Origin of the sequence: Thermogemmatispora carboxidivorans (assembly GCF_000702505.1) — a bacterium.
Taxonomy (GTDB): domain Bacteria; phylum Chloroflexota; class Ktedonobacteria; order Ktedonobacterales; family Ktedonobacteraceae; genus Thermogemmatispora; species Thermogemmatispora carboxidivorans.
Genome location: NZ_JNIM01000001.1, coordinates 1,408,712 through 1,433,920 on the forward strand (window position 1 = coordinate 1,408,712; position 25,209 = coordinate 1,433,920).

Here is a 25,209-nt window from a genome sequence, read left to right on the forward strand (position 1 = left end):
AGGAGCGCCCTCCATCCCATCTGTTGACAAAATGTTGCACCCGTGCTATCCTGATGACGCCATTGGGGCCATGCCCTATGCCGCCTTGTCCAGCATCTACTGTGTACGCCACCCAGGCAGCGGCACAGCGTTTGTTCCAGCTCTCTCTCGCTTCGGCGTTGTCTGTGCATGAAGCGCGCTCTCTGCCTCCGCACCAGACAGGATAGAGAGCGGCTGCGCGAGTGATTGGAAGGGCAACTTGACGGGCGTGGTTCCGCGATCACATCAGTAATGGGTGCTCGCTGGCTCCGTGGGAGCTGACCGCAAGCGCATGATGCTCGGAGCGAGCTGGCGAGAGAGCAAGTACTGTTGAGGACTTTTCCCCCTTGGGGAGAGGTGAGAAGAGGGAAGCATGGCTGTTAAGATTCGTTTGATGCGTGTGGGTAAGAAAAAGGCACCCAGCTATCGCATTGTTGTTGCAAACGCCCCTTCGCCGCGGGATGGGCGCATTATTGAAAACATCGGCTGGTACAATCCGTTGCGCGAGCCGGCGGCGGTGCTGATCGATGAGCAGAAGGCCCTGCGTTGGCTGCAGAATGGGGCGCAGCCCTCAGAGGCTGTGATTGCGCTCTTCAAGAGCACTGGAGTGCTGGAGCGCTTTGAGCAGATGAAGGCTGGTTCCGCCTCCTCTGGTAAGGCAGAGTAACTAGCTATGGCCATGAGAAATTCGTCAATGCGCCGCTTGGTGGAGTATATTGCGCAGTCGCTGGTTGATAACCCGGCGGCGGTGCAGGTGCGTGAGGTACGCAACGACCGTCAGGCGGTCATCCTTGAGCTGCGGGTAGCGCCCGAGGACTACGGCAAGGTGATCGGGCGAGAGGGCCGTGTGGCCAAGGCCCTGCGTACGCTGATGCGCGCTATGGGCACGCGCGAAGGCCGTCATACCTCCCTGAAGGTCGTCTAGCCTGGTCCCGCTGGCCCTCTTTCCCTCTAGGAAACGCTCAAGAAGAGACAGTGAGCGGGCAATGGCTACCAATTCTATGCAACGTGATATGGAGTGGGCGACCGTAGGGCGAGTGATTGCCCCCTTCGGACTGCGCGGCGAGGTCAAGGTTCTGCCGATGAGCGACCTGCCCGATCGCTTTGCGCAGCTGGAGGCTGTCTATTGCGGTTCCCCTCCCCGGCGCCATCGCATCGAGCATGTTCGCCCTTACAAGAGCGGCCTCGTCTTGCTGAAGCTGCAGGGCTTCGATTCGCTGACGGCTGCCGAGGCCCTGCGCAACTGCGAGCTACAAATTCCGCTCGCTGAGTTACCTCCCCTGCCTCCCGATTCGTATTATCAGCATGATATTCTGAACCTGCGGGTCTTGACCCTCGATGGCCAGGAGGTAGGGTCAATTACTGAGATCTGGCTGACCGGTAGCAACGATGTCTATGCAATCCGCATGCGAGATGGCAGACAAGCCTTGATTCCTGCCGTCAAAGAGGTGGTTAAACAGATCGATCTGGTGCGCCGCACCATGTACATCGATCCTCTGCCAGGCATGCTGGATGATCGGGAGGCCATCATCGATCGCGGCGAATCAGAAAACGCGGAAGAGCCAGGCGAGGCACTTGACCGCTAAGAGCCGCCTGCCTCTCGCTGGTCCCTCTTTCCCTGCCGAGCGCTGCCACCCTGCTTGTCTGTACCTCCACCTCTGAAACTGCGTGTCGAGATGGCGGTCTTCTGTAGCTCCTCTGCTTTCTTCCTCTCTCCTGCATCTACGTCGATGAGGAGAAGAGTAGCTCAATAAGCCTGCTGCTGTACCAACTGCCAGGTCAGACCTGCTCAGGGCTGTGGCCTGTGCTCCTCTTGACTGCTAGCTTCGCTTTTGAGATCTATCTGTTTCTTATAGCATGAGAAGGCCGGGAGCGCTGCGCTGCCCAGGTGGCGGGGACGAGGGCCGCCGGGCGGCTGTCCCCTGCCTGCCGGCTGTGGGCGGCATTGACCAGAGAGGGAGAGATCTTTCAGGCCTTATAAGGTGCCACGTTCAGGGCCGCGAGTTCTGGCAAGTGATCGAAAATCCAGACGGCGCCGCCACTACGGAGGCCCGTGGCCGGATTCACCTCACCAATAAAAGCCGTACGTGCCTGACTGAGCAAGTCGTCGAGCAGAGGGATGGTCGAAGATGCCAGCAGCTGCTTGGGAGCCATATTGACCAGCTGGCGCGCATCCTGACGTACCTGATCCAGATTCGCCTTCACGCGGTTCAACTCGCTGTCGATCTGTCCGGCGAGCTGGCGCTGGGCGACCGAGGAATGAGGAGAGCTTGTCAGTGCGATCAGGTCCAGCTCAATATGGCGGATATAGCCGGGCACCGGCAGGGCCTTCTCATCGAGCGTTAGCAAAGGAACGCGCCCCACTGTTGGATCGACCAGGACAGGTGTACCGCGGGGGACATCGTGAGAGACCAGCTCGGTGCCATCCAGGTAGTCCAGAATCTTCACCAGGGCCTGGCGCATCTCCGTGGCATTGCGCGGAACCCCGGTGCCCCGAGCTGCCGAGGCCCACTCGAAGATCTTGCTCATGTTCTCAAAGAACCAGACGCTAAGCCCTCCGTGTAGCGATAACTGATCCAGCTGAGGCTCGCTGCTAAGCAAGTGCCGCAGATGATCCAGATTGCTATAGTGGACCATAGTATTGCCGACCGTCTCGGCCTGGGGATCTGGCACCTGGGGAATCTCCGCATAGTAGCGCCAGTGGGTCAAATCGGCGGTCGGCGAATCGGGGGTCAAGGCCGCGCTTTCCTCTGTGATCAGAAAGCGACTATAGCTATTCAGCAGATTTTGGTGATTGGGGCTGTTGTAGCGTAGATCGAGACGGCCATTCACGGGAGTGAACTTCGCTAGCAGCAAAGCGCCCCCGAGCTGACTTTTATCGCGTAGCAGCCAGGCGTAGAAACTCTGGCCGCTCTGAGGGGAACGCAGATTCTGCAGATGAATATCGAGTCCGTCGCAGATCCCGGTCGTATTATCGGCGCCGGTCAGACCAGTATTAAAAAACTCCAGGCGGCCATAGCTGATAGCGGCGGCGCTGCCAGTGGAGGGCGTCTGAGCGGAGTGAGTCAGGAGCAGAGCCATGACGGTGCCGAGAACCAGCGTAGCGACCAGCAAGAAAGAGAGGCCAATGATGGCCCGTCCTCGCTCAGTAGTTCCAAAGTAGAACTCGTGCAGAGGCAGAGGGTTGGCAGGAGAAACGAGCCTGCCGGGGGGGAGAACTGGGCGATCGTAATTAGCTTGAGCCGAAGTGCGGGAAGGAAAAGGCGCGAGCCCGCCTGGAGCGGAGCCAGGCGAGGGAGTAGGCATCAGGGCTTGAACCGTCTGAGGGGGAGCAAGCAACGGCGCGCGCTCTTTTTCCAGCGTCAACACCAGCTTCTCGATGGCTCGCGGATAATCGTAGGAGCCGTCGAAAGTGGGCAAAGCGGTCCACTCAGCAGGTACCTCCGTCGACGAGCTCTCGGGACTGGCCAGGAAGCGGAGCGCCCCCTGCAAGCGGTGCCGCTCCAGAAGCTTCACAGCTGTATTGACGGCCATGCGCACCTGATAGGACTGAGCTGTCGTGGAGGTCTGAAATAGGATGAACCACTGAAGATCGGGCAGAGTCTGATTCAAAAAGGAGAGAAAGCCATCGTCGCTGACATGGCCCGGATACACAATGACGGTAGCACCCACCTCCTCAAGCCGCTGGCGCAAGCGAGTTAGAATTTGTAATTCCTGATGAGCCTTTGTATCAAGGTCATGACAGATGAAGACGCCAGGCGAACTCATGACGTGCCCTCGCTTTGGCATAGGATATAGCTCTTCTTAACCAGCAAGAATATCTCTGTGAGTATAACATGGTGTGGTATCATATTCAAGCTGAGGGTGTTTCCAGAGGCCGCGTTAGTGGCAAAATAGGGGTGGCAGCTCATAAGCGCAGCGGTCTCCAGTGGCCCGACTAATCTCTGGACCGGAGAGGAGGCAGAGACGATGTATTACACGCAGCCGGCGACCTCCCTCACGCCGGCCCTGGTCATCTACCTGATTGATGCCAGCCACTCCATGAATGACCCCTGTGGTTCCACCACCAAGATGGGGCTGGTCAACCGGGCATTGAAGGAAGCGATCAAAGACATGGTCCGACGCTCCATTCGCGATGGCGTTGTCCAGAGGCGCTACAAAGTAGCGATCTTCGCCTACAGCACAGCGGTTGTCGACGTGCTGGGGGGCGCCCGCGACCTGCCGGAGCTTGTCAAGCACGGTGTGCCGGTCATCAGCGCTGGCGGAGAGACCGACACCGCCGTAGGCTTTGCAGCAGTGGAGAGCCTCCTGCAAAAGCACCTTACCGAATTTGACGCCTGTCCTGCCCCTCTGGTCTGCCATCTGACAGACGCGCTCATCACCGCCAGTGATCCCACGCCGATCGTGCGCCGTGTGCAAGCGATGGCCGTACGTGATGGGCCGGTGCTCGTTGAAAACGTCTATGTGGCCGATAACATGTTGCGCGTGCCGGTACGCGACTGGCATCAATGGGGGGGCGTTACCCGCCCTGGCCAGCTTACGAACGACTATGCGCGCTTTCTCTTCTCCCTCTCCTCGCCGATGCCGGAGATCTATCGGCAGAATATCAACAACTACGGCTACAATCTGCAGCCGGGGGCGGCCCTCTTCTTCCCGGGGGTCCACACCGACCTGGTGCGCCTGGCCTTCACCATCTCGACCGCGACTCAGCTGAAATAAGGCCGTCTCGCGCAGAGGAAGGAGCGAGAGCCATGCTATCCGAGGATGTCGAGCGGACAAAGCAGCCTGAGCCAACGAATCTGCGCTTTGAGACCGATCGAGAGAGCGAGTACTTCACCTCGCACACCATCAATAACCGGGTCGTTCTACGGCTGCTATCGCTACGCAGCCGCGAAGCCCAGACCCAGGAGCTAGTCAATCAAGACTATGCTCGGGTTGTGGCCAGTCGCGATGGCACAGCCCTCTACTTCTGTGTCTGCGACGGCGTGGGTAGCTCATATCGCGGCGACTTTGCGGCCCAGTATCTGGGCAGCGCCGTGGTAGCCTGGTTGCAGGAGCAAGAGGCGCGCACAGGCTCGGTCAGGACCATTGCGGCCCGCCTGCGCCAGCGCATGGACGAATGGGCGCGAGCTGCCCAGGAAGAACTGAGGAGCCTGCCCCTGGCGCCAGAGGCGCCGGCGCTCGTGCGCGAGGTATTAGAGGAGCTGCGGGAGGGCTACGGTAGCGAAACCGTCTTTCTGGCTGGACGCATTGCCCTGGCTCCTTGGGAGGCCCAGCTACAGATAGCTCGCCCCACCGAGGCCTTGCTCTGCTGGATGGGGAATGTCACTGCCCGCCTCTTTATCACCGGCGAACACTCCTTTACGCTCGGAGGCAGCACCGATGATGAAGGACGCTGGTCAACGGCACGCGGCTCGCGCGGCTTGCTCAATGCCTGGAGCATGGGCCTCTCCACCATTGAGCGCCTGATCGTCTACACCGATGGCCTGCTGCCTCTGGCCTCCTCTCTCAGCGCATTAAACGATCAAGAGCTGCAAGAGCGCGCTCGTGAGCTGCTTCTGCTCCCGGAAAACGACGATATGACCGCGCTCGATCTGCACTGGCTGCCAGCGGGCCATCCGCCCGAGTAACGCCCAGTGAAAGGCGAGATCACCGTAGAATCAGCGGCTTCCTGGTACGTACTGGCCCGCCTCACGCCTGGCCGGGCGCCGTTTGCGATGCGAGAGAAGAAGAAGAAGAAGGAGGTTGAGCGGTGACCCGCTTCCAACCGTTTCCTGGCATGTTCTTACGGATTGGCTCATCCTATTTTGAATTTCTGCCCCATCCCCTGCTGCCAGCTGACAAAGAAGCCGTATTTGTACTCGAGGGAGGGGAAGCGCTCGTCTATCAGCTGCGCAACCTGGATACGCAGGAACGCTGGGCCCTCAAGGTCTTCAAGGCCTCCTATCGTGGGCCACACCTGAAGCGTGTAACGGAAGTGCTTCAGCGCCATGCCCATCTGCCAGGCCTCTATCTGGGCTACCGCATCTATCTCACGCAAGCTCACTATCCAGAAGCGGTCGAAGCGTTTCCCGAGTTAGAGTACGCCGTGCTGATGCCTTGGATTGATGCACGCACCTGGGCTGGGCTGATGCTGGATCAAGCGGCCAGCGTGGATTACAGCTTTGAACAGGCGCGCCAGCTAGCGCTGGCCACAGCTCAGGTGCTCTGGAACCTGGAGATTCACAGCCTGGCTCACGGAGACATCGCAGGGAGCAATATCTTGCTCACGCCACAGCTTAGCGGGGTCCAGCTGCTAGATCTGGAGGGCCTCTATGCCCCTGGCCTGCCTCAGCCCAAGAAAGTCAGCTGGGGCTCACCGGGCTACCAGCATCGCAATCTACCCCGTCAGGGCCAATGGTCTCCCCAGGGGGATCGCTTCGCGGGCGCTGTGCTCCTCACCGAAATGCTCACCTGGTGGGAACCGCGCGTTCGTGCCTACGTCGCTGACTACGCGGAAACGCTTTTTTCTCCACAGGAATTGCAGCAGATTCAGACCCCTCTCTGGCGAGTGGTCCGCGATGTACTGCTCTCTCTCAGTCGAGACTTGCGCTACCTCTTTGATCAAGCCTGGACATCCTCAAGCTTGACAGAATGCCCTGAACTGGCGACATGGGCTATGACACTCTATTCGGTTTTCGTGTAGTCGTATTGCTTTTGTGGAGGATAACAGGTATCATTCTGTCTAAGGCATGTTATACGAGCACTTCTTAAATTGATGTGTTGAGATGCTTGAACCGCTACAGGGCAAGAAGGACTTGCAAGCGGAGAGGCCTGGCAAGGCGCTCTCTCCTGGCAAAAGAGAACGGGCGGACAGGCAGCGCAAGTGAGGTAGCTTGTGCGTGAGCTTTGCCGGGCTGGCCTCAAGCATTCCTTCCTTGGTTTGGTTGTCACGTTCACAGCGAGGAGGAACCTACCATGTCCTCATCGGGAGATCTGATCGGCGGTCGTACCCATCAGATGGATGCTGCTGCCCAGCGCTTTCTCGCGGAGCTTGCGAACTTCGAGCCAGCTGTCCAGCGCATCACCGCTGCGGTCGCGGATCTGGAGGCTGACTGGTTTGGCCGCGGTAGCGCGGCCTATCAGAATGCCATGAGTACCTGGAATACGCATATGAGCGCGGTCCTGCGCGATCTTGAGCAGCTCACCAGGGGTTTGCAGGGCAGCTCGACAGCTCTGCAGGATCTGGACCATACGATGGCCTCCCTGTTCAGCGGCTACGAGTAATCGCAGGGTAGCGAAAGCGAATCAGCAAAGTCAGCAGAGATATCCCCTCTCGCAGCCTATGCTCTGGCGGCTTCTGGCTACAGTCGACGGGGGCCGCCAGCACTCTGAACACCTCGACCTACAAGAGTGCCTGAGTGCCTGGGCATAACAGCCCAATCCCACTGGCATTGCCGGGGAAGGGGAGTGAGAAGCCATGCGTAACAGAGCGCTGGTAACCGTTGTAGGGCCGGACCGTGCTCTCGATCTAGAGCTGCCGACTGATTACACCATCGGTGAGCTGTTGCCTTTTCTGTGTGAACTCTGTGCTGCCCCCGCGAGCAGGCTGACAGGAGGCGCACGGGAGGGAGACGGAGAGGCAAGAGCAGAGGAGGAGTGGCTGCTCTTCATCGAAGGGTCCCCTGATCCGCTGGCTTCAGGGCAGACGCTAAGCGAGGCCGAGGTATACGATGGCAGGCGTCTGCTGCTCCAGGCTCTTCCTTCCAACAGTGACCAGGTTGCTGCCGCTGACACACAGGAGCTATTCTTGCCCTCCTCCGTTGCCCCAAGCGAGAGAACGGGCGGTATTGGAGTGACCTGGGAACAGCTTCCATTATCCTGAGCTGGCCATGATGAGAAGGCGTTATGCAGAAGCTGGCTACTACCTTTTATCGTCCGGCTCGTGCCTACCCGCCGCGGCTCCCAAATGATGAGATTGTCATTAGTGCCCCGCCAACGCTGCAGCCAGCCCAGAGCGGTCCACTCAACTGGCTCCAATACGTGTTGCCAGTCCTGGGCAGCGTGGGGTCGGTTCTTTTCATGTTCACCTTCCATACGAACCCGCTAATGATGGTGCTCAGTGGGGGGGTGGGGGGTCTCATGATCTGTTCTGGCCTGATCATGGGCTTGGTGCAGCGATATACGCTGAAAAAGCAGCAGCAGCAGCAGCGCAGCCTCTACCTCGACTATCTCGAGCGGGTGCGCAAGCATCTGCTCAGTCTGGCCAAGGAGCAGCGGCTCATCGAGCAACGGCTCTATCCTTCCTACGAGGAGCTGGCGGAGCGCGTCGAGTGCCGTCAATACCTGTGGGAGCGGCGCCCCACCGACTTTGATTTCATGATGACCCGTATCGGCTTCGGGCCTGGTCCCCTCTGCTGCCCTCTGCGCTTAGATAGCAGTGATGCCAATTTCATGGTGCAGTATGTACCAGAGCTGCGAGCCCAGGCTGAGGCGCTGGTTGCCGAATATAGCTATCTCAACGATATGGCGGCCACCATTCCTCTGCGCTCCTTTGGCACTCTAGCGATCAGTGGGGACTTACATGCGGCCCGGGCCTTGGCGCGGGCGATGATCTGCCAGCTGGTAGCTTTTCACGCCCCGGAAGATGTGCGCTGTGTGGTCTATTTCCCTGGCGAGCGCCTTGAGGAATGGAGTTGGCTGAAATGGCTGCCCCATGTGCGGCGTCTCCATCAGGTCAAAGCCGAGCGTCGCTATGCCCCCGAGCAGCTCTGCATGCTGGCGACGACCGTCGAGGATCTACAGCGAATTCTGCAGCAGCAGATTAAACCAGAGGTCGAGCGGCGCACCCGTCTAAGCGAGGAAGCCGGCAATGATGAGCTGCAGCGCAAGCGTGCCGCCCAGGCCTCTCTCCCCCACCTGGTGGTGGTCCTTGATGGCTTTTCCCCCCATCGACCCATCGGCCAGCTTCCCGAGCTGGAGCAGCTTTTTGTCGCAGCTCCCCGGGCCGGCGCCACGGTACTCTGTCTAGTTGAGAATCGCTCTCAAGAGCCGGCGGCCATTCAAGCGCGGCTGGCTCTCTCGGAGGTAGGGGGCCTGCACTTTGAAGAGATTGCCTATGGAGGCCGCCGTCTGGAGGGCTTGCTGCCCGATCATGTCGATCTGGCCCTCTGTGAACGCATCGCTCGCAGCCTGGCCCCCCTTACGCTCAGCGAGGCCACCCAGCAGGATCTGGCGCAAGATATCCGCTTACTTGAACTCTTGGACCTTCCCTCTGCTGATAGCTTCAACGCTGGCGAGTGCTGGCGAGCGAGCGAACGGGAGCACGACGATTTCTTGCGCGTTCCCATTGGACGCCGCTCCGATGGGTATCCCCTCCTCCTCGACCTGAAAGAGGCCGCCGATAAGGGGATGGGGCCGCACGGCCTGATTGTGGGCGCTACTGGTTCTGGGAAAAGCGAGCTGCTGCGCACGCTGGTCAGCGCTCTGGCTATGACCCACGATCCGCGCTCTCTCAACTTTGTGCTGATCGACTTTAAAGGCGGGGCCTCATTCAACGATTTCCAGGCCCTTCCCCACGTGGTGGGCGTGGTGACTAACCTACAAAGCGATCTCGCGCTAGTCGATCGCGTCTATGCGGCTCTGCTCGGCGAGCAGCAGCGACGCCAGCGCATGCTGCGTGACGCGGGCAACCTCGACAATATTAAGCAGTATCGCGCCAAGTGGAAGATGCATCCCGAGATGGAGCCGATGCCCCATCTGCTGATCATTGTCGATGAGTTCGCTGAATTGATTGCCCAGCGTAGCGATTTTCTGGATCTCTTTGTAACGATGGGACGTGTCGGTCGCAGCCTGGGCCTCCATCTCCTCTTTGCTACCCAACGTCTGGAGGAAGGACGCATCAAGGGATTGGAGAGCCATCTGCGCTATCGCATCTGTCTGCGTACCTACAGCGCAGCGGAGAGCCGGACAGTGCTGGGAACGGCAGATGCCTACTACCTGCCCTCAGTTCCGGGCATGGGCTACTTCAAGGTCGATGTCGATACCTACGCGCTCTTCAAGTGTGCCCTGATCTCAGTCCCCTATTTGGCCTTGAAAGAACAAACATCGATTGAAAGCAAAATCCGCGTCTTTACTGCCAATGGAAAGCTTCTGCACTATCAGCAAGTGAGAGGCAATGAGCGTGGGTCCTCGATCTCTGGGGCCGTAGCTGGTTCTGCCGAGCTGCATACAGAAATGGATGTCATCATTGAGCGCCTGGCCCAGGCGATGCCATCGACCTTCACGCAGGCTATCCACCAGGTCTGGCTACCTCCACTGCCCCATGTGCTCACGCTTGAGGCGGTGCTGGCTCGCACAGAACAGCCGCAGTTGGCGGGTTGTTACGAGAGCGAGGTCCCGCCTTTTGGTGATTTACGTGTTCCGATTGGCCTGGTGGACAAGCCGCTAGAGCAGGCGCAAGAGCCACTGTGGCTGGATTTCTCCGGCACTGGTGGTCATCTTTCCATTGTTGGGGCGCCCCAGTCCGGCAAGAGCACCTTTCTACGTACGCTGATCACGGCTTTTATGCTGACCCATACGCCGCGCGATGTCCAGTTCTACTGCATTGACATGGGAGGGGGCCTACTGCGCGTTTTTGAGCAGGCCCCCCACGTGGGCGCTGTCTGCAGCCGGCCCGAGCGCGATAAGATCAGACGCATGGTGCGTCAGATGCGGCGAGTGATCGAAGAACGCGAATTCTTATTCCGTGAACGCGGCATTGACAGCATGACAACCTTCCGCGCTATGCGCCAGCGTGGCGAGCTGGATGAGGTACCCTTTGGCGATGTCTTTCTGATCATCGATAACTTCGCCCAGTTCCATCAAGACTTCGATCAACTGGAGCCTGACCTGGTCGAAATTGCCTCTAGCGGCCTGGCCTATGGCGTCCATCTGGTCATCGCAACCAGTCGCTGGGCCGAGGTGCGTCCCCGTTTGCGCGATAATATCGGCACGCGCTTAGAGCTGCGCCTCAACGACCCTGTCGATTCGGAGCTAGGGCGAGCGCTAGCGGCGGCCATTCCTGCTGGTGTGCCGGGGCGTGGCGCCAACCGCGAGAAACTCTTCTTTCAGATTTCCTTGCCGCTGGTGATAGATCACAGGCAGGCGGAGATCGAGGATCTCCATCAGCGTGTTCAGCAGTATCTCCTGAGCCTCATCGAGCGCATTCGCCAGGGCTGGAAAGGGTTGGTGGCCCCGCCGGTCTTGATGCTGCCGCCGCTGGTGCGCTGGGAAGACCTGCCAGAGCCATTGCCCGGAGAGCCGCCAGGGGTACCGATCGGTCTGGAAGAGTTTCGTCTGAAGCCGGTCTATATCGATCTGATTGGGGGTGGCCCTCACTTCCTGATTCTGGGCGATAGTGAGTGTGGCAAGACCTCGCTGCTGCGCAGCTGGATACGTGGTTTGGAGAAGCGCTACACACCTCAGCAGGTCGCCTATGCCATCATTGACTTTCGCAAGCGGCTGCTGGACTTTGCCGACAGTCGATCCTTGCTGGTCTATGCCTACAACAGCCAGACCTTAACGAGCTGTGTAGGCAATCTCAAAGTGGACCTGGAGCGACGCCTCAAGAAGGTCTCGGAGGTGCCCTTGAGCGAGCTACGTCGCCCACAGCGCTGGAATGGCAGGCACTACTTTCTCTTCGTTGATGACTATGAGGCGATTGGAGGAATGAGTGGCAGCCCGCTGATGCCACTGCAGGAATATCTGATTGTGGGCGGCGATATCGGCTTCCATCTGGTGCTGGTGCACCGTGTGGGAGGAGCCTCGCGAGCCATGTTTGAGCCGATCATGCAGCGTCTCCGCGAGATGGGAACGCCGGGACTCATCATGAGCGGTGACCCGATGGAGGGGAAACTCTTACATGGACAGGCGGCGATGCCTTTGCCCCCTGGGCGGGCCTACCTGGTGCAGCCGAAGCATCCACCGATGTTGGTGCAGCTTGCCTTTGCGCCACCGCAGTGGGAGGAATCTCAGCCCGCGGGCTAGCCTTAACGATCGCGACCGCGCAGGCGGCGAGGATTCAGCCGGAGATGGGAAGGCGCGGCGGGGCCAATGTCGTCGGGCGGGTGAGGTCCTGGTGAAAGCGGACGCTCGGCAAGCGAGCGACTGAGATCATCGCTGGCCGGGGGATGGCGATAAAGGCGGACATTCCGCCTCCGGCCAGCGGCCAGCTCTTCACGCACCGCTCCACCTGCACTGGCCAGCGCAGAGAGCTGCTGAGAGGATGGCGCAGGTAAAGCCCCCTCAGCCTGGCTGGCTGGTAACGGAGCCAGAAACGGTACGGCACTCCCGATGAGAGCGGCATCCCTTCCCAGGTGCGCCGGAACAATGCTCAGGGCCTGTACACACTGGCTCTCATCCGCCGTCAGCTGTCCCCCAAATTGTGAAAGCAGCGAGTGGCGCAGGTGGCTGAGCAGTAGCTCGTCGGCATTGAGTAGGCCATTGCCCACTACTACCACCTCGGGAGCGAAGTGGCGCACATAATGGGCCACAGCAACCCCAAGCCAGTGCCCTACCTCCTGATAGAGCGCGCGCGCCAGCCCATCGCCTCGGGTCGCTTCTTCGGCCAACAATTGGGCGCTGAATTGCTCACGATTGCTGAGGCGCTGAATCAGGCCGCTCGGCTCGCCCTTACGAGCAGCCCGCTGAATCAGGCGCTGGAGCGCCTCTAGCGAGACCAGAGTACTGATGCAGCCGCGACGCCCACAGCTACAACGTGGGCCATTATTGGCGACAGGCAGATGACAGACGTGGCCAGTGCAGTCGCGGGCCGTCGGCTCCGGTTGCCCATCGCTGATCAGGGCCGCTCCCACCACCGCTTGAACGGTGAGCAGCAAAGCACGGCGCCTGCTCCTGGCGGCGCCAAAGGCATATTCGCCCAGCGCCGCCGCGTCCACGTCGCTGTGCAGGCGCACGGGCAGGTGATAGCGCGTTTCCAGCAAATCGCTTAGGGGGAAGTGGTTGAGTGAAGGCAGGAGAGGAATGAGAAAAGGACGGCGGTATGTCTGGTCAAGTTTTCCCGGCAAAGCCAGGCCAATGCCACGCAAGACATAGCCCGCTCCCGCGGCTCGCTGCAAAGCGGCATCTATCGCTCGTAGATATGGCTCCAACGTGGCCCGGGCTGGACGCCCGCGCAGCGTTCTGGCTTCGAAGCGCTCCCAAACCTGACCGTCGGCAGAAATAATTGCAATCGTTGCCCGACTGCTTCCAATCTCCACCCCGACCGCCGCGCTCAGCTCTTGCACCATATCGCGATCCTGCTAGCGGCTTCTGCCCGGGTGGCTGTACTCTAGTGGAACAAATGTTCTACATGTGGTAGACCCGGGCAACATATGCAGAAACAATAACGACAGTTTATGCAATTCAAAGTATACTCACTGTTGAGAACATTTGTCAAGAGCATCTGTTCGTCTCCCGAGGAGCCTTGGCGCTGCCAGCGCGGGCCGCGAGCGGCAATCGGATTGAGCGCAGGGAAGGGCCGGATCTGGGCGAGGCCACTAGCCTGGGTGGGAGGGCAAGCAAAGGAGCCACCTCGCTGATCCGGCGAGGTGGCTTCCTGCTCCCGATGGCAGACTGGGTAGCGGTGAACGGACAAAGGAAAGCGCGGGCTGCGGGCGATGCACAAGCGAGCTCAGGCAATAGCGGCCCAGCCACGTGCGCGCTCCACTGCATTAAACCAGCGCCGATAGAGTGCCTCGATCGAACCATTGCCACGCGGGCGATAGACCTTTGCCTCGCGCCAGAGGTGGGCCGTTTCCGTCTCATCGCGCCAGAGGCCGGCCCCGATCCCTGCTAAAAAAGCGGCGCCCAGTGCTGTCGTTTCCTGGACGGCAGCGATGTGCACCTCGACCCCGGTAATATCGGCCAAGGCCTGCATCAGGAAACTATTTGCCGAGGCGCCCCCGTCAACCTTCAAGCTCCCGATTGGGCGTCCCGTATCCTGGACCATTGCCTGCAGCACATCGCGCGTACTGAAAGCAATCCCCTCCAGGGTAGCCCGCACCAGGTGAGCGCGTGTTGTACCGCGGGTCAGGCCGATGATCGTGCCGCGGGCGTAGCTATCCCAATAGGGGGCTGCCAGGCCGGCCAGAGCCGGCACAAAGAAGACGCCGCCGCTATCGGGGACCGAGAGGGCCAGTTCCAGCGTCTCCTCGGGGCTATGGACCAGGCCAATATCGCGCAGCCACTGGATGGCGGCCCCGGCCACATAGATGCCGCCGTCGAGGGCATAGACGATCTCCTCATCACGTGACCAGGCGACCGTCGGAAGCAAACCGTGGCCTGAAGTTGGCAGCGTTTGGCCGGCATTGAGCAAGATAAAGGCGCCGGTCCCGTAGGTCACCTTCACATCGTTGGGGGCGTAGCACGCCTGACCAAAGAGGGCCGCCTGTTGGTCCACCAGCGAAGCAGTCAGCGGCAAGGGGTGACCGAAGTGCTCCGCCGAGATTGTCCCGAAGAGCGAACAAGACGGTTGAATTTCTGGCAAAATTGAGCGAGGGATCTCCAGGAGGGCCAGGATCTCCTCGTCCCAATCGCGCAAGCGAGGATTGTAGAGCATCGTCCGCGAGGCCGTTGTCTCATCGGTGCGATGCTCGCCCAGCAGGCACCACATCAGCCAGGCATCGGTGGTACCCGCCAGTAGCTCGCCGCGGGCGGCCAGCTCGCGGGCCCCAGGCACATTATCCAGAATCCAGCGGATCTTCGTCGCCGAAAAATAAGGATCGAGCGGCAGCCCAGTGCGCTCGCGGATCAAGCGTTCAGCCCCCTCGCAGCGCAGCTGCTCGCACAGCAAATCGGTGCGACGATCCTGCCAGCTAATCGCATTGTAGAGCGGTTGCCCGCTGCGCCGGTGCCAGACCACTACCGTCTCGCCCTGATTCGCCAGGCCGCAGGCCAGCAAGGAGACCTCGCCGGCGGCCTGTAGGGCAGCGCGGGCATTAGCGATCACGCTCTCCAGCAAGTCGGCGGGATTCTGTTCCACCCAGCCCGGTTGCGGATAAGTCAGCGGCACCTCGCTCGCTGCCTGGGCCAGACAACGAGCCTCAGCATCAAAGATAAGCGCTTTGGTACGGGTGGTCCCCTGATCGATAGCGAGTATTGCGGGAGCCATCATCCTTGCTCTCCTCCTCCTGTACTGATGCCCTTCCCAACGCAGCATGACCGACGGTATCTCATCGCCTCTGGTCTTGCTCGTGCCCTATTGGTCCCTGGCTCACGGGCAGGGAGCAAGGAGCAGACGCACGAGCAAGACCAGGGTAGCAGGTTGGGTCGGTCGGCTAGAGTACGCTCCTCTGCTACGTCGTTGACGAGCCTGAGATCTCGGCGGAAGGTGAGGAGTTGCCCAGGGCGCGAACGGTTTCCTCGATCGGCACCGTCTTCAAGACTTCCGGTCGAGCGATGAGCAGCCAGACGAAGTAGATCAGGCCGAGGGCGAACATCCCCAGGGTATAGAGCCAGGGAACAGCGAACTGCCCATCGCGGAAGATCAGCAGTTCGAAGACGAGCCAGATGAGGGCCAGGATAATCACCGGCCACTCGAAGATACCCAGATTGAAGCCGCCAGGGATGGAGGGCAAGCGTCGCCGAGCGGCCACATAGTAGATCACCGTCAACAAGTAGATAATCGCAGGCAGGAGCGTGGCCGCTGAGAAGAGATTGCTGAGGGTTGTTGTCTGGTTCAGCGCCAGGCCAATGCCAGCGAAGAGGGCCAGGACCAGCTCACACAGGACAAAGGAAAGCACCGTTGACTGAACAGGTGTGCCCGTATTGGGATTGACCTGGCGCAGCCAGTGCGAAGCAGGAAAGCGCTCATCGCGCGACATAGCCCAGATCAGGCGTGTCAGGGTGATAAAGATCACCAGGCCGCAGGCAAAGATCGAGAAGGTCACCAGCACCAGGAAAATATCGCCAACGATCGGCCCGAGGACATGAGTAATGATATCGGCCACCGGCGTCGCAGAGCCTGCCAGAGCCTGCAAATTGTCCGAAGCCAGATTGAGGGCGATCAGGAAGGCGAAGCCAACGACGCCGCTCAGCAAGACCGAAGACCACATGGCAAACGGCACTGTGCGGTGTGCCTCGTGCGTCTCTTCGGCCAGGTTAGCTGCGGCCTCGAAGCCAACGATCGTGAAGGCGCCCAGCAGGAAGGAGAGCATGAAGGGGCCGCTGGAGAAGAGGCCGCCGAGGCTGAAGTAGTCGGCGGTTGACACGCTGCCTGTGCTGAAGAGATGGTCAGGGTGCAACAGGCCACGGACACCGCCGACGATCAGCAGGAGCAAAGTCAGGCCCACGATGCCGACCACCTCCGTTCCGACGGCGGTGTTGTTGATGCGCGTCGCCCAGACAGTAGAAAAGAGCACGAGCAGTGTCTGGATGAGGATCACCGCCGCGGTGGCGATCCAGGCATTGACAGGCGTCTCTGTATAGCCAAAGAGCGTCGGCAGAACTGTCTGCGCCACCGCGTAGTCGACCGCCACAACATCGACCACCAGGAAGGTGAAGGAGATCCAGCCTGTGAGCCAGCCAATCTTCGGGTTGATCAGCCGCGAGGCCCACTGATACGAGTAGCCGGCCAGCGGAATGCGCGAGGCCAGGGCCCCAAAGACGAGCGCCACCAGAAGCTGACCAATGATAACCAGTGGCCAGGTCCAGATGCCAAGAGGCCCGCCCCAGTTCAGCACTGAGCCGTAGGTGGTGAAGATACCTGTCGTGATCGAGATAAAGGAGAAACCCACGGCGAAGGAAGCGAAGCGCTTCAATTCGCGACGGAACTCCTGCCGGTAGCCAAACTGTTCGACAAGCTGCTCTTCTGAGACCAGCTGTGGTTGCTCGCTGAGCGACATAGAAGGTGCTCCTTTCTTCTGCAGGGCAAACGATTGCGCATCCTTGAGGAACTGCTGGCTGAGGGTCAGCCACAACTGGCCCCAGCCCGGTGGGCGCTACGCTAGCTTGCTTGCTAGCCGGGCTGAGGCAGCCCTCAGCTTGAGACCTCATGGCGCGCTCCCCTGCGCAGCAGACCATGTGATAGCTTCATCCCGGTGGGGAATGAAGGAGTAGCGAACCTGAGCCTGCCCGTTCCGGCGCTGGGCAGATCAGGCGAGCAATGGCCAACTCTAGCGTTGACCAGGTTCCTGGGCCTGGGCAGAGAAGAGCTGAGCAACATTGGCGGCGAACTGTGACGCCAGCCGATTCGCTGTTGCCCGGATGATGGCCTCGCCCAGGCTGGCCAGGCGCCCCAGCATCGAAAGCTCGATCGTGTAACGTACCTCCGTTCCTCCCGCGATGGGGACCAGGTCAACCACCAGGTGGGCGCGGAAAGCCCCGGCCATTGCCAGCGGCTCGCCGACCATCTCTGCGACCAGATGATCAGGCTCATGCGCCTCCAGCAAAGCACCGTGGGCGCGGGCACGGATGGTCATGAATTGGATCTTGACCGCCAGCTGTGCCTCGTAGTGGGTATCGTCCAAACGCTGCGCCTGCTCACAGCCTGGGACGACTCGACAAAGCTGAGCCGGGTCCATAAAGATCTGCCAGACCTCTTCCCGAGGTGCGCTGACACTGACCGCTCCGTTGAGCTTCATAATACACCTCCTGGCAGCAAGGCTGCCACCTCTTTCCCCATGCGCAAGGAAGACTCATGATCTAACTGAGGTCTGATTACGGCGCCGATGGCGTAGATGCCCGGGATCGTGGTGCGATAATGGGCATCTACGGCGATCGTCCCTGTGGCGGTGAGTGAGACACCACTGCCTTTCAGCCAGTGCGTGCCAGCTAGCAGGCCGGTAGCGTAGATCAAGGTATCGGCCTCGACCTCCACCGACTGCTGATCATGAGAGCGCAAGCGCACAGCGCTGAGGCGAGGGAAGCCGCAGATCTCCTGTATCGTTCCGCAGAGCCTGACAGAGCGACCATTGCCGCTGGTGGGGGCTGCTGTGATCACCTCCAGGCCAGCCTCCTCCAGCCGCCTGGCCGTGGCCAGGGCGTAGCGCGAATCGCCGTAGACCAGGGCGCGCCGCCCCGGCAGGTAACCACGGGCCAGCAGCTGCAGAGCCAGTACGGGGGTCATGACTCCCGCCGGGCGCGTCCCCGGAATGGCATCATGCTCGCGGGGACACTCCACGCCGCCACAGGCAATCACTACCTGGCGAGCACGCAGCTGCGCCGTACCCTGGCGCCGCCGGACGACCAGCGTATGGGTCGGCTCGGCAGCGCTGGCAGGTAACAGCCCCACTGCCGTCGTTTGCAGGAGCAGCCTCACCCCCGCAGGAAGCTGAAAATCCCGGAGCAGCTCCCACTCTGCTTCAAAGCCGTCGGCTGGCAACAGGTAGCGCAGCAGACCGCCCACCTGCTCCTGATAATCGAGCACCACCGTGCGCCCGAGTGCCGCGGCCCCACTGTGCAGCAGGCTCAAGGCGCTCAGGCCAGCTCCGACAATGGCCAGATCATAAACCTCTCCCTCATGCAGGTCTTCCATCAGAGGCATGTCCTCCAAGGTATGTACTGACATCTGCTCCTTCCTCATCTACATCCTTTGTTCCTGTTCCAACCGCAACCATCTCTCAGCACCTGCCCATTGTCCTCACTTGGGCCGCTCGCCGCTGCGGGCGGGAACGCCCCCGAGGCGCGTCGGGCGCTCGACCAGCAAGCGCGAGCCGGGGGCATGCTTTTCCAGAGACAAAGGATCGCGTCCCTGCTCCTGCTGGAACAATTCGATCAGACGAGGGAGACAGAGATTGCCCTGACACTCGCCCAACATCGCGCCCGTCCGTCGCTTCAGGCCATCCAGAGTCTGCGGCGGGAGAGGTGAACGCAGAGCGGCCAGGACCTCACCGCGGGTAATCGAACGACAGAGACAGATCACCTCGCCATCTTCATGAGCGGCTTCGCTCAACGGCTCCGGCAGCCCTTCGCGGTAGCTTGTACGCAGGCGCAGCCCTAACGTCTCCCCGACTAGCGTGCCAACGTAGCGCCCGATGGCCGGTGAAGCCGACAGGCCAGTAGAGCGAATGCCTGCAACATGAAGCAGACGCTTGCTGACGGTTGACGGGCGAATGATATAGTCGCCGGTGCTACTCACGGCGCGTAAGCCAGCGAACTGGCGCACAGTAGAGGCCGTGGCCATTGCCGGCACCAGCCTTCCCACTCCTTGGCGAATACGCTGCTGTCCCGCTGTGGTTGTTGCCAGGTCCCTCTTATCGCTGACATCCTCCGCCGTTGGCCCGAGCAGCACGCCACCAAAGACAATCGGCGTCACTAAAATACCCTTGGAGACCTGGCTTGGGACCGGCAGAATGATCTGAGCTACGCCGTGGTCCTCCTCGGTGATCAGGAACTCACCCTTGCGCGGGGTGAGGCTGAAAGAATGATCACCCGCCAGGCGTGCAAGCTCATCAGCCCACAATCCAGCGGCATTGACGACGAGGGCCGCTGAGAAGGTCTTGCCGCTGGCCGTATGGACCCGAAGCCGTTCTGGTTCCACCTCAACGGCGTTCACGCGCTCGTCCAGGAAGAGGCGGGCCCCATTGAGGAGGGCATGCTCGCAATAGGCGCGCGTCGTCCAAAAAGGATCGATCACTCCTTCGCCTTCGACCAGGACGCCGCCGACGATCTGCTCGTTCACGTAAGGGGCAGCCTCCAAAATCTCTGCCCGACTCAATGGCTGCAGCGTGACCCCGTTGGCTGTGGCTGTCGGCACAATCTCCCTGGCAATGGTAGCCTGTTCCTGCTCGTTGAGGGCCACCATCAGGGCCCCCGTCTGCAGATAGGGAATGTGCAGGCGCGCGATGACCTCCGGCCACAGCTGGCGCGCTTCGGCCAGCAAACGCGCCTCCAGGGTGCCGGGCCGAGCATCGAAGCCAGTGTGAACGATAGCACTGTTGGCCTTGCTGGTTCCCTCACAGACATCGGGATACTGCTCCAGCAAAGCAATACTGGCATCGTAACGCGCAAGCTCGCGCAGAATCGCGCAACCAACAACACCCCCGCCAATCACAAGAATATCAACATCAAAATCTCTGCTGGTCATCTCCATATACCTGCCTGATTACCTTCCTCGCTGGCGCTCTCCGCCTCGCCCGATCTCGCTGAGTGCCCGCTCTCGCAACGACGACCAGCGCAGGCCCTCAGTCCCTCTCTCTCCCCTCCCCCTCGCTTCTGTCCAGGTGGATCTGATAACTTATGATATAAGTTTACGGATTAGGCGATGATTTGTCAACATTTTCTCTCTCATCATTGACGCAAGGCTGCCAGGCAAAGGACGAGCGTGGCTAAAGTCGGGGGAGGAGATAGTGACCGGAAGGAAAGCAACGTTGAGAAAGGAGGCTACCTATTGGAGAGAGGTCGCTGACTCAGGCGAAGGGGAGATCGATCAGCGGCGGCCTGTCAAGTTCGGTCCGTGCTGGGGCTGGTGGCGCCGGCAGCGCAAAAACGCTGGTGGGCCGGCGCCAGCTAGAAAGGGCTGACAAGGTTCAGAGCCACCAACAGCCCGCAGAGCAGCAGGCAGCAAGCCAGCGCCAGACTATCGGAGCCAGTCCACTGCAGCGCGTGCAGCTTACTCCGCCGCCAGCCGCGGTAGCCGGCGCGATAGCAACGGGCCTCCATTGCTGTGCTCAGCATCTCCACGCGCTGCAGCCCGCTCATAAAGAGGGGCACGATGATCCCACTCAGCGCGCGAATACGCTGCCAGGGATTACCCCGTCCGAAGCGTACACCGCGCGTTGCCTGGGCGATGCTCAAGCGCTCCACCTCGGTGATGAGAAGCGGCACGAACTTCAGAGCAATGACAAAGACCATGACCAGCTCGTGAACCGGCAGCCCGAGGCGGCGGAGTGGACGCAGCAAGGCCTCAGCCCCGTCAGCCAGATCGACCAGCGAAGTCGTCAGCATCAGGAGCGAGGTCAAATAATACAGGAAGATCACCCGCAGATCGACTTGTGTGCTATGAATGAGGCCCTCCCAAGAGATCGTCAACACGCCCCAGTGCCAGATGATGCTGTTTGCCTGTGTGCTTGAGGTATAGAACAGGACCTGAAAGGCGTAGAGTACCAGCAGAAAGCTAATGAACATGCGCATACCCTGCAGCACGTAGCGCAGCGGCAGACGAGAGAGCCACTGAAGGAAGAGGCAAAAAACGAAGCAGAAAGCCAGCGCGGCGAACTGGCTAATATAGGTAAAAGCCGCCACGGTGAAGGCAAAACAGAGAATCTTGGCCCGGGGATCAAGGCGTGTCAGCCAGGAGCCGTTATCGACGTATTGACCAAAGGAGATATGGCGTGAGATCTCGATCATAATGTTCCACCTACTGGCAAATCTCAAGAAGAGGAGAGCTGAGGCTTCTGACTGGCGGCATGTGGAAGGAAGCGCGCCAGCTCCTCTTCAAGCTCGGCTAAGGTCAGCACATCGCAACGGAGAGCGGGCCAGAGAGAGCGCAGGCCCAGAGCGATCTGCGTCATCTCGGGCAAAGTAATGTCGAGGGCCAGCAGCTTCTCGGCGTGGGCCAGCACCTCGCGCGAGCTACCGCTCAAGGCCACCCGTCCCTCATGGAGGACGATCACCTGATCAGCCAGCGCCGCCACGTCGGCCAGGCTGCTGGAGGTGAGTACGATTGTCAGCTGGCGTTGCGCCTTCAAGCGCTGGAGCAAAGCCTGCAGTTCCTGCCGGCCTTGGGGATCGAGACCTGCCATCGGCTCATCAAAGAGAATCGCCTCCGGCTCCAGTGCCAGCACCCCGGCGATCGCCACCCGGCGTTTCTGTCCACCGCTCAGGGAGGCAATATAGCGCGTACGAAACTCCTCATAGGGAAGTCCTACCGCCTCCAATGCTTCCTGAACCAGGCGCCGTGACTGCGCTGGTGAGAGCCTTTTCCGACGGGGTCCGAAAGAGACATCCTTGCCCACCGTCTCCTCAAAGAGCTGGGCCTCCGGCGACTGGAAGACGATCCCGACGCGCAAGCGCAGGGCCTCGAGATCGAAAGCGGCCTGGTAAATATCCTGACCGCGAAAGAGCACCGAGCCGCGGCTCGGTCGCAGCAGGCCCAGCAGCGTCAGCAACAGCGTTGACTTGCCGGCCTGCGTTGGCCCCACAATGGCGGTGATCTTCCCCTCGGGGATCGTCAGGCTACAGCCCTTGAGGGCCTCGACCGCAAAGGGAGTTCCGCGCATGCGGGTATAGAAGACATCCTTTACTTCAAAGAGCATAAAGCCGCCTTCAGATCATCCAGAGTCAGAATCACCTCTGGGAGCTGCGACCAGCCTCTAGCGCGCAACCGTTGACCGAGCTGGGTAATCAGTGGCAGGCCCAGGCCAGCGCGTTCCAGCTCCTCTCGATGGCGCAGAACATGGGCCGGTGTTCCATCCAGCAGGACGTGTCCCCGATCCATGACAATCACGCGATCAAAATCGACCAGCTCATACATATGATGCGTAATATGGAGCACCGTAATGCCTCGCTCACGTGCCAGGCGGCGTACCGTCTCAAGCAGCTGCTCGGCAGTGCGTCCGGGAATCATCGTCGTTGGCTCATCCAGGATGAGGTAGCGGGGGCGCATGGCCAGGACGCCGGCCACGGCCAGACGCTGCTTTTGGCCCTGAGAGAGATCGCTCACCGCGTGTCTGGCGTATGGTCGCAGGTCCAGCAGATCGAGCATCTCCTCAACGCGCTCCTCGATTTCGAAGCGTGGCAGACCCAGATTTTCCGGCCCAAAGGCGATCTCATCGATCACCGTATTAGCGACCAGCTGATCATCGGGGTTTTGAAAGACGAGGCCCACGGACTGGCGGATCTGCCAGAGGCTCTCGCCGCCGGCATCCGTGCGCAGACCATCGACGATCACGCTCCCCCGCTGTGGCAGCAAGATAGCCGCCAGCAGTCGGGCCAGTGTGCTCTTGCCCGAGCCATTGTGACCGATGAGGGCGATAGTCTCGCCCTCACCGATCCGTAGCGTAACCTCTTCCAGGGCTGGAGCGATCCCTTCTTCAGCCTCGCCACTATAGCGGAACGTAACGTTATTGACTTCGATCATGGCTCAGCGCGCCTGGCTCCTTAGTAAGGCAGGGTATCGCGTGGTCTGGTCTCGCGTGCGCGCGCCAGCCGGCCCCGCACCGCCTCGTAGGAGCGCACGATCAAAGTAATCACGATAGCTGCCGCGATTGCTTCCACCACGGCCTGGGGAATAATCAAGACAATGAAGCCCCAAGTCAGATAACCGCGCAGAAAACCGAGGCCGAGCACAAAGACTGTATTGGTGGCCGAGCCGACGGCGCCCGCCAGAGCCGAGGCCGCCGTGCGATTCGTGCGCTGCAGAGCGGCGAAAGCCAGCCACGAGGTCAGGCCAATCAGAATGCGCGGCAGGAAAGCGATCAGCGGGTCTTTGAACAGAGGGCTGCCGGCGCGCAGGAAGCTGGTCAGGCCAAAAAAGAAACCCGTGATCATACCGACCAACGGGCCTTCAAGGACAGAACCGACGATCACCGGCAGATGCTCCGTAGTGGCGGCCCCTGCCGGCGTTGGCAGAGGAATATAGCCGATGAAAGGAATGTAGGCCATTAAGATGGTCAGGCCGGCCAGCACGCCGGCTGTGACGATGCGTCTCGTCGAGAGTGACCAGGGAGATTCCTTCGGAGGCGTGAATTTGCCCTGTGGGCTAAACGTGTCATTGCTCAACGCTGGTACTCCTTTGGTCCAGAAGCACTAGCTAGCTGCGGCAGCGCATTGCCTCATCTACCAGCGCCGGCGGACAGGAGAGCACAACGGGCCGAAGCCAGCGCTGGCCAGGATGCAGCAATGAATCCATCCGCGATGCAAGAAAAAATAGCCGGACTACAAAAAAACCTCCTCTCCTCTTACCAGAAAGAAGTCGAAGGAGGTTTTTAAATATCTTAAAAAGATTATAATGACAAAGCAAGTGAGCTGTCAAGGAAGAGTGGGGTTGGCCGTGGTCCCGCTATCGGCCTGGGAGTGGCGGACCAGATGGGTGATGCCTGCTGGTCCTGCGATCAGAGCCTCGGTAGTCATATGCAAGAAGAGGCCGGTTTCAACCACGCCCACGATGCGCCGCAGACGGTTCTCCAACTCGCCTGGGTCGGCGATGCCGTTGGGGAAGTAACAATCGAGAATGAGATTGCCATTGTCTGTATAGAAAGGCTGGTCGTTGCGCTGACGCAGGCGGGCCTCAGCTCCGAGGGCCTCGAGACGGCGTCTGACCGGAGTCAAGGCGAAGGGCACAGTTTCGATAGGCAGAGGAACGTGGAGGCCGAGCAGCGGCACTTGCTTGGTGACGTCGGCGATCACGATGAAGCGGCGTGAAGCTGAGGCCACCACCTTTTCGCGGAGCAAGGCGCCGCCGCCTCCCTTAATGAGGTGGAGATGAGGGTCGATTTCATCGGTGCCGTCGATATCCAGATCCAGCTCGGGGTGATGATCAAGGTCCGTCAGGGGGATACCCACTTCGCGCGCTACGGCTTCGGTCCGTTCCGAAGTAGGCACGGCTCCTGTGATCCGCAAGCCTTCCTGTTGGAGCCGGCGTCCCAGAGCGCGGATCATCCACTCGGCGGTTGAGCCAGTGCCCAGGCCGATGACCATGCCCGTTTCGACCAGAGCGGCGGCTGCCTCGCCCACCGCCCGCTTCCAGGCTTCTTTCTCTGGCAATTGTGCGCTTTCGCTTTCCTTCATGCTCTTTATCCTCGCTCGTTGCTCACATGAGTTGAGAGAGAGAAGCCAGAGGCAAGAGCATAGGGGCCTCTCTCTCCTCCTATTTCTATAGCATATCTCAAAGGTGGGCTGGATGCCCACACGCTGATCCGCGGTCTCCCCCGCACTGTCGCTTCCGGCGGAAGAGGAGCGAGCGGCGGCCTGCCTGTCAGCCAGACAGACAGACTGCCTGTGGCGGCGATGGGGGAAGAAAGTCGGCGGCAGCCTTGCTGTTCCTGGGAGTGGGAGAGTAACCCCTCTTGGGGAGAAGCTTTTCAAAACGGGCCCCTTTCCAGTACTATGTACTTAAGAGCAGCAGGCGTAGTCACCCTTTTCTGTCTACTTTCCAGCCTGCCACCCCTCAAGAGCAAGAGTCGGCCTCTGCAGTGCTTGATTGAGGTGGAAAGGCTCGCCCGCTTGTCATCCCAGCCCTGGCGTGGTATCATCGTGCCGTAGCGAGAGAAGGGAGCGTGCGCTGTGTGGTAG

21 protein-coding genes are annotated in these 25,209 nt (G+C 60.4%); 9 read left to right on the top strand and 12 right to left on the bottom strand.

The window, feature by feature from the left end; translation table 11 throughout:
* Positions 1-391 precede the first annotated feature (391 nt).
* The 3 genes from rpsP (at position 392) to rimM (ending at position 1,604) form a co-directional block, all read left to right on the top strand.
* Positions 392-685, top strand: a complete 294-nt coding sequence (gene rpsP, locus N688_RS05590; protein ID WP_052888353.1) for a 30S ribosomal protein S16 — start codon at positions 392-394, stop codon at positions 683-685.
* Positions 686-691: 6 nt separating this feature from the next.
* On the top strand, positions 692-943 hold the full coding sequence (locus N688_RS05595; protein WP_238321068.1) for a KH domain-containing protein: 252 nt from the start codon (positions 692-694) through the stop codon (positions 941-943).
* Between the two features lie 61 nt (positions 944-1,004).
* Positions 1,005-1,604 (top strand): ribosome maturation factor RimM, encoded by a 600-nt coding sequence (rimM, locus tag N688_RS05600; RefSeq protein WP_052888355.1) that lies wholly within the window; start codon positions 1,005-1,007, stop codon positions 1,602-1,604.
* A gap of 382 nt (positions 1,605-1,986) precedes the next feature.
* Here rimM and N688_RS05605 read toward each other — a convergent pair whose 3' ends face one another.
* Positions 1,987-3,807, bottom strand: coding sequence for a hypothetical protein (locus N688_RS05605; RefSeq protein ID WP_052888356.1), 1,821 nt, complete (start codon positions 3,805-3,807; stop codon positions 1,987-1,989).
* A 180-nt stretch (positions 3,808-3,987) separates the two neighbouring features.
* Here N688_RS05605 and N688_RS23115 point away from each other — a divergent pair, with 180 nt between their 5' ends.
* The 6 genes from N688_RS23115 (at position 3,988) to eccCa (ending at position 12,024) form a co-directional block, all read left to right on the top strand.
* On the top strand, positions 3,988-4,737 hold the full coding sequence (locus N688_RS23115) for a vWA domain-containing protein (RefSeq protein WP_052888357.1): 750 nt from the start codon (positions 3,988-3,990) through the stop codon (positions 4,735-4,737).
* A 32-nt stretch (positions 4,738-4,769) separates the two neighbouring features.
* Positions 4,770-5,648: a protein phosphatase 2C domain-containing protein gene (locus tag N688_RS05615; protein WP_052888358.1), complete on the top strand. Its 879-nt coding sequence runs from the start codon at positions 4,770-4,772 to the stop codon at positions 5,646-5,648.
* Positions 5,649-5,770: 122 nt separating this feature from the next.
* Positions 5,771-6,703, top strand: coding sequence for a serine/threonine-protein kinase (locus N688_RS05620; RefSeq protein WP_052888359.1), 933 nt, complete (start codon positions 5,771-5,773; stop codon positions 6,701-6,703).
* A gap of 272 nt (positions 6,704-6,975) precedes the next feature.
* Positions 6,976-7,284 carry a WXG100 family type VII secretion target gene (locus N688_RS05625; protein WP_052888360.1) on the top strand — a complete coding sequence of 103 codons (309 nt, stop codon included), beginning with the start codon at positions 6,976-6,978 and terminating at the stop codon, positions 7,282-7,284.
* Positions 7,285-7,477: 193 nt separating this feature from the next.
* A complete protein-coding gene (locus tag N688_RS05630) occupies positions 7,478-7,882 on the top strand; it encodes an EsaB/YukD family protein (RefSeq protein WP_052888361.1) in 405 nt (134 codons plus the stop codon).
* A gap of 23 nt (positions 7,883-7,905) precedes the next feature.
* Complete coding sequence (gene eccCa, locus N688_RS05635; protein ID WP_052888362.1) at positions 7,906-12,024, top strand: type VII secretion protein EccCa; 4,119 nt, start codon at positions 7,906-7,908, stop codon at positions 12,022-12,024.
* Between the two features lie 2 nt (positions 12,025-12,026).
* Here eccCa and N688_RS05640 read toward each other — a convergent pair whose 3' ends face one another.
* From N688_RS05640 to rpiA, 11 genes are all read right to left on the bottom strand, one after another.
* Entirely contained in the window at positions 12,027-13,286 is a 1,260-nt protein-coding gene (locus tag N688_RS05640; RefSeq protein WP_052888363.1) for an ROK family protein, read from the bottom strand.
* A 383-nt stretch (positions 13,287-13,669) separates the two neighbouring features.
* On the bottom strand, positions 13,670-15,148 hold the full coding sequence (gene glpK / locus N688_RS05645; RefSeq protein ID WP_052891386.1) for a glycerol kinase GlpK: 1,479 nt from the start codon (positions 15,146-15,148) through the stop codon (positions 13,670-13,672).
* 184 nt (positions 15,149-15,332) lie between these two features.
* Positions 15,333-16,880: an amino acid permease gene (locus N688_RS05650; protein ID WP_052888364.1), complete on the bottom strand. Its 1,548-nt coding sequence runs from the start codon at positions 16,878-16,880 to the stop codon at positions 15,333-15,335.
* A gap of 270 nt (positions 16,881-17,150) precedes the next feature.
* Positions 17,151-17,618, bottom strand: coding sequence for an SRPBCC family protein (locus N688_RS05655; protein ID WP_052888365.1), 468 nt, complete (start codon positions 17,616-17,618; stop codon positions 17,151-17,153).
* The gene (locus N688_RS05660) at positions 17,615-18,544 is read right to left on the bottom strand and encodes an NAD(P)/FAD-dependent oxidoreductase (RefSeq protein WP_052888366.1); all 930 of its coding nucleotides are present in this window, start codon (positions 18,542-18,544) and stop codon (positions 17,615-17,617) included. Before N688_RS05660 ends, N688_RS05655 begins: the two co-directional genes overlap by 4 nt.
* A 72-nt stretch (positions 18,545-18,616) precedes the next feature.
* The gene (locus N688_RS05665) at positions 18,617-20,062 is read right to left on the bottom strand and encodes an NAD(P)/FAD-dependent oxidoreductase (RefSeq protein ID WP_081839162.1); all 1,446 of its coding nucleotides are present in this window, start codon (positions 20,060-20,062) and stop codon (positions 18,617-18,619) included.
* Between the two features lie 422 nt (positions 20,063-20,484).
* Positions 20,485-21,324, bottom strand: a complete 840-nt coding sequence (locus N688_RS05670) for an energy-coupling factor transporter transmembrane component T family protein (RefSeq protein WP_052888367.1) — start codon at positions 21,322-21,324, stop codon at positions 20,485-20,487.
* Between the two features lie 23 nt (positions 21,325-21,347).
* Positions 21,348-22,232: an ATP-binding cassette domain-containing protein gene (locus tag N688_RS05675; protein WP_052888368.1), complete on the bottom strand. Its 885-nt coding sequence runs from the start codon at positions 22,230-22,232 to the stop codon at positions 21,348-21,350.
* Entirely contained in the window at positions 22,217-23,056 is an 840-nt protein-coding gene (locus N688_RS05680) for an ATP-binding cassette domain-containing protein (RefSeq protein WP_052888369.1), read from the bottom strand. The genes N688_RS05675 and N688_RS05680 overlap by 16 nt, the downstream gene beginning before the upstream one ends.
* Before the next feature lie 20 nt (positions 23,057-23,076).
* Positions 23,077-23,697: an ECF transporter S component gene (locus N688_RS05685; protein ID WP_052888370.1), complete on the bottom strand. Its 621-nt coding sequence runs from the start codon at positions 23,695-23,697 to the stop codon at positions 23,077-23,079.
* Positions 23,698-23,946: 249 nt separating this feature from the next.
* Positions 23,947-24,705, bottom strand: coding sequence for a ribose-5-phosphate isomerase RpiA (rpiA, locus tag N688_RS05690; protein WP_081838553.1), 759 nt, complete (start codon positions 24,703-24,705; stop codon positions 23,947-23,949).
* Between the last annotated feature and the right edge of the window lie 504 nt (positions 24,706-25,209).

Bases quoted from the DNA above. Each gene is read 5' to 3' on its own strand.
- rpsP (WP_052888353.1), top strand. From the start codon at position 392: ATGGCTGTTAAGATTCGTTTGATGCGTGTGGGTAAGAAAAAGGCACCC.
- N688_RS05595 (WP_238321068.1), top strand. From the start codon at position 692: ATGGCCATGAGAAATTCGTCAATGCGCCGCTTGGTGGAGTATATTGCG.
- rimM (WP_052888355.1), top strand. From the start codon at position 1,005: ATGGCTACCAATTCTATGCAACGTGATATGGAGTGGGCGACCGTAGGG.
- N688_RS05605 (WP_052888356.1), bottom strand. From the start codon at position 3,807: ATGCCAAAGCGAGGGCACGTCATGAGTTCGCCTGGCGTCTTCATCTGT.
- N688_RS23115 (WP_052888357.1), top strand. From the start codon at position 3,988: ATGTATTACACGCAGCCGGCGACCTCCCTCACGCCGGCCCTGGTCATC.
- N688_RS05615 (WP_052888358.1), top strand. From the start codon at position 4,770: ATGCTATCCGAGGATGTCGAGCGGACAAAGCAGCCTGAGCCAACGAAT.
- N688_RS05625 (WP_052888360.1), top strand. From the start codon at position 6,976: ATGTCCTCATCGGGAGATCTGATCGGCGGTCGTACCCATCAGATGGAT.
- N688_RS05630 (WP_052888361.1), top strand. From the start codon at position 7,478: ATGCGTAACAGAGCGCTGGTAACCGTTGTAGGGCCGGACCGTGCTCTC.
- eccCa (WP_052888362.1), top strand. From the start codon at position 7,906: ATGCAGAAGCTGGCTACTACCTTTTATCGTCCGGCTCGTGCCTACCCG.
- N688_RS05640 (WP_052888363.1), bottom strand. From the start codon at position 13,286: ATGGTGCAAGAGCTGAGCGCGGCGGTCGGGGTGGAGATTGGAAGCAGT.
- glpK (WP_052891386.1), bottom strand. From the start codon at position 15,148: ATGGCTCCCGCAATACTCGCTATCGATCAGGGGACCACCCGTACCAAA.
- N688_RS05650 (WP_052888364.1), bottom strand. From the start codon at position 16,880: ATGTCGCTCAGCGAGCAACCACAGCTGGTCTCAGAAGAGCAGCTTGTC.
- N688_RS05655 (WP_052888365.1), bottom strand. From the start codon at position 17,618: ATGAAGCTCAACGGAGCGGTCAGTGTCAGCGCACCTCGGGAAGAGGTC.
- N688_RS05660 (WP_052888366.1), bottom strand. From the start codon at position 18,544: ATGTCAGTACATACCTTGGAGGACATGCCTCTGATGGAAGACCTGCAT.
- N688_RS05665 (WP_081839162.1), bottom strand. From the start codon at position 20,062: ATGACCAGCAGAGATTTTGATGTTGATATTCTTGTGATTGGCGGGGGT.
- N688_RS05670 (WP_052888367.1), bottom strand. From the start codon at position 21,324: ATGATCGAGATCTCACGCCATATCTCCTTTGGTCAATACGTCGATAAC.
- N688_RS05675 (WP_052888368.1), bottom strand. From the start codon at position 22,232: ATGCTCTTTGAAGTAAAGGATGTCTTCTATACCCGCATGCGCGGAACT.
- N688_RS05680 (WP_052888369.1), bottom strand. From the start codon at position 23,056: ATGATCGAAGTCAATAACGTTACGTTCCGCTATAGTGGCGAGGCTGAA.
- rpiA (WP_081838553.1), bottom strand. From the start codon at position 24,705: ATGAAGGAAAGCGAAAGCGCACAATTGCCAGAGAAAGAAGCCTGGAAG.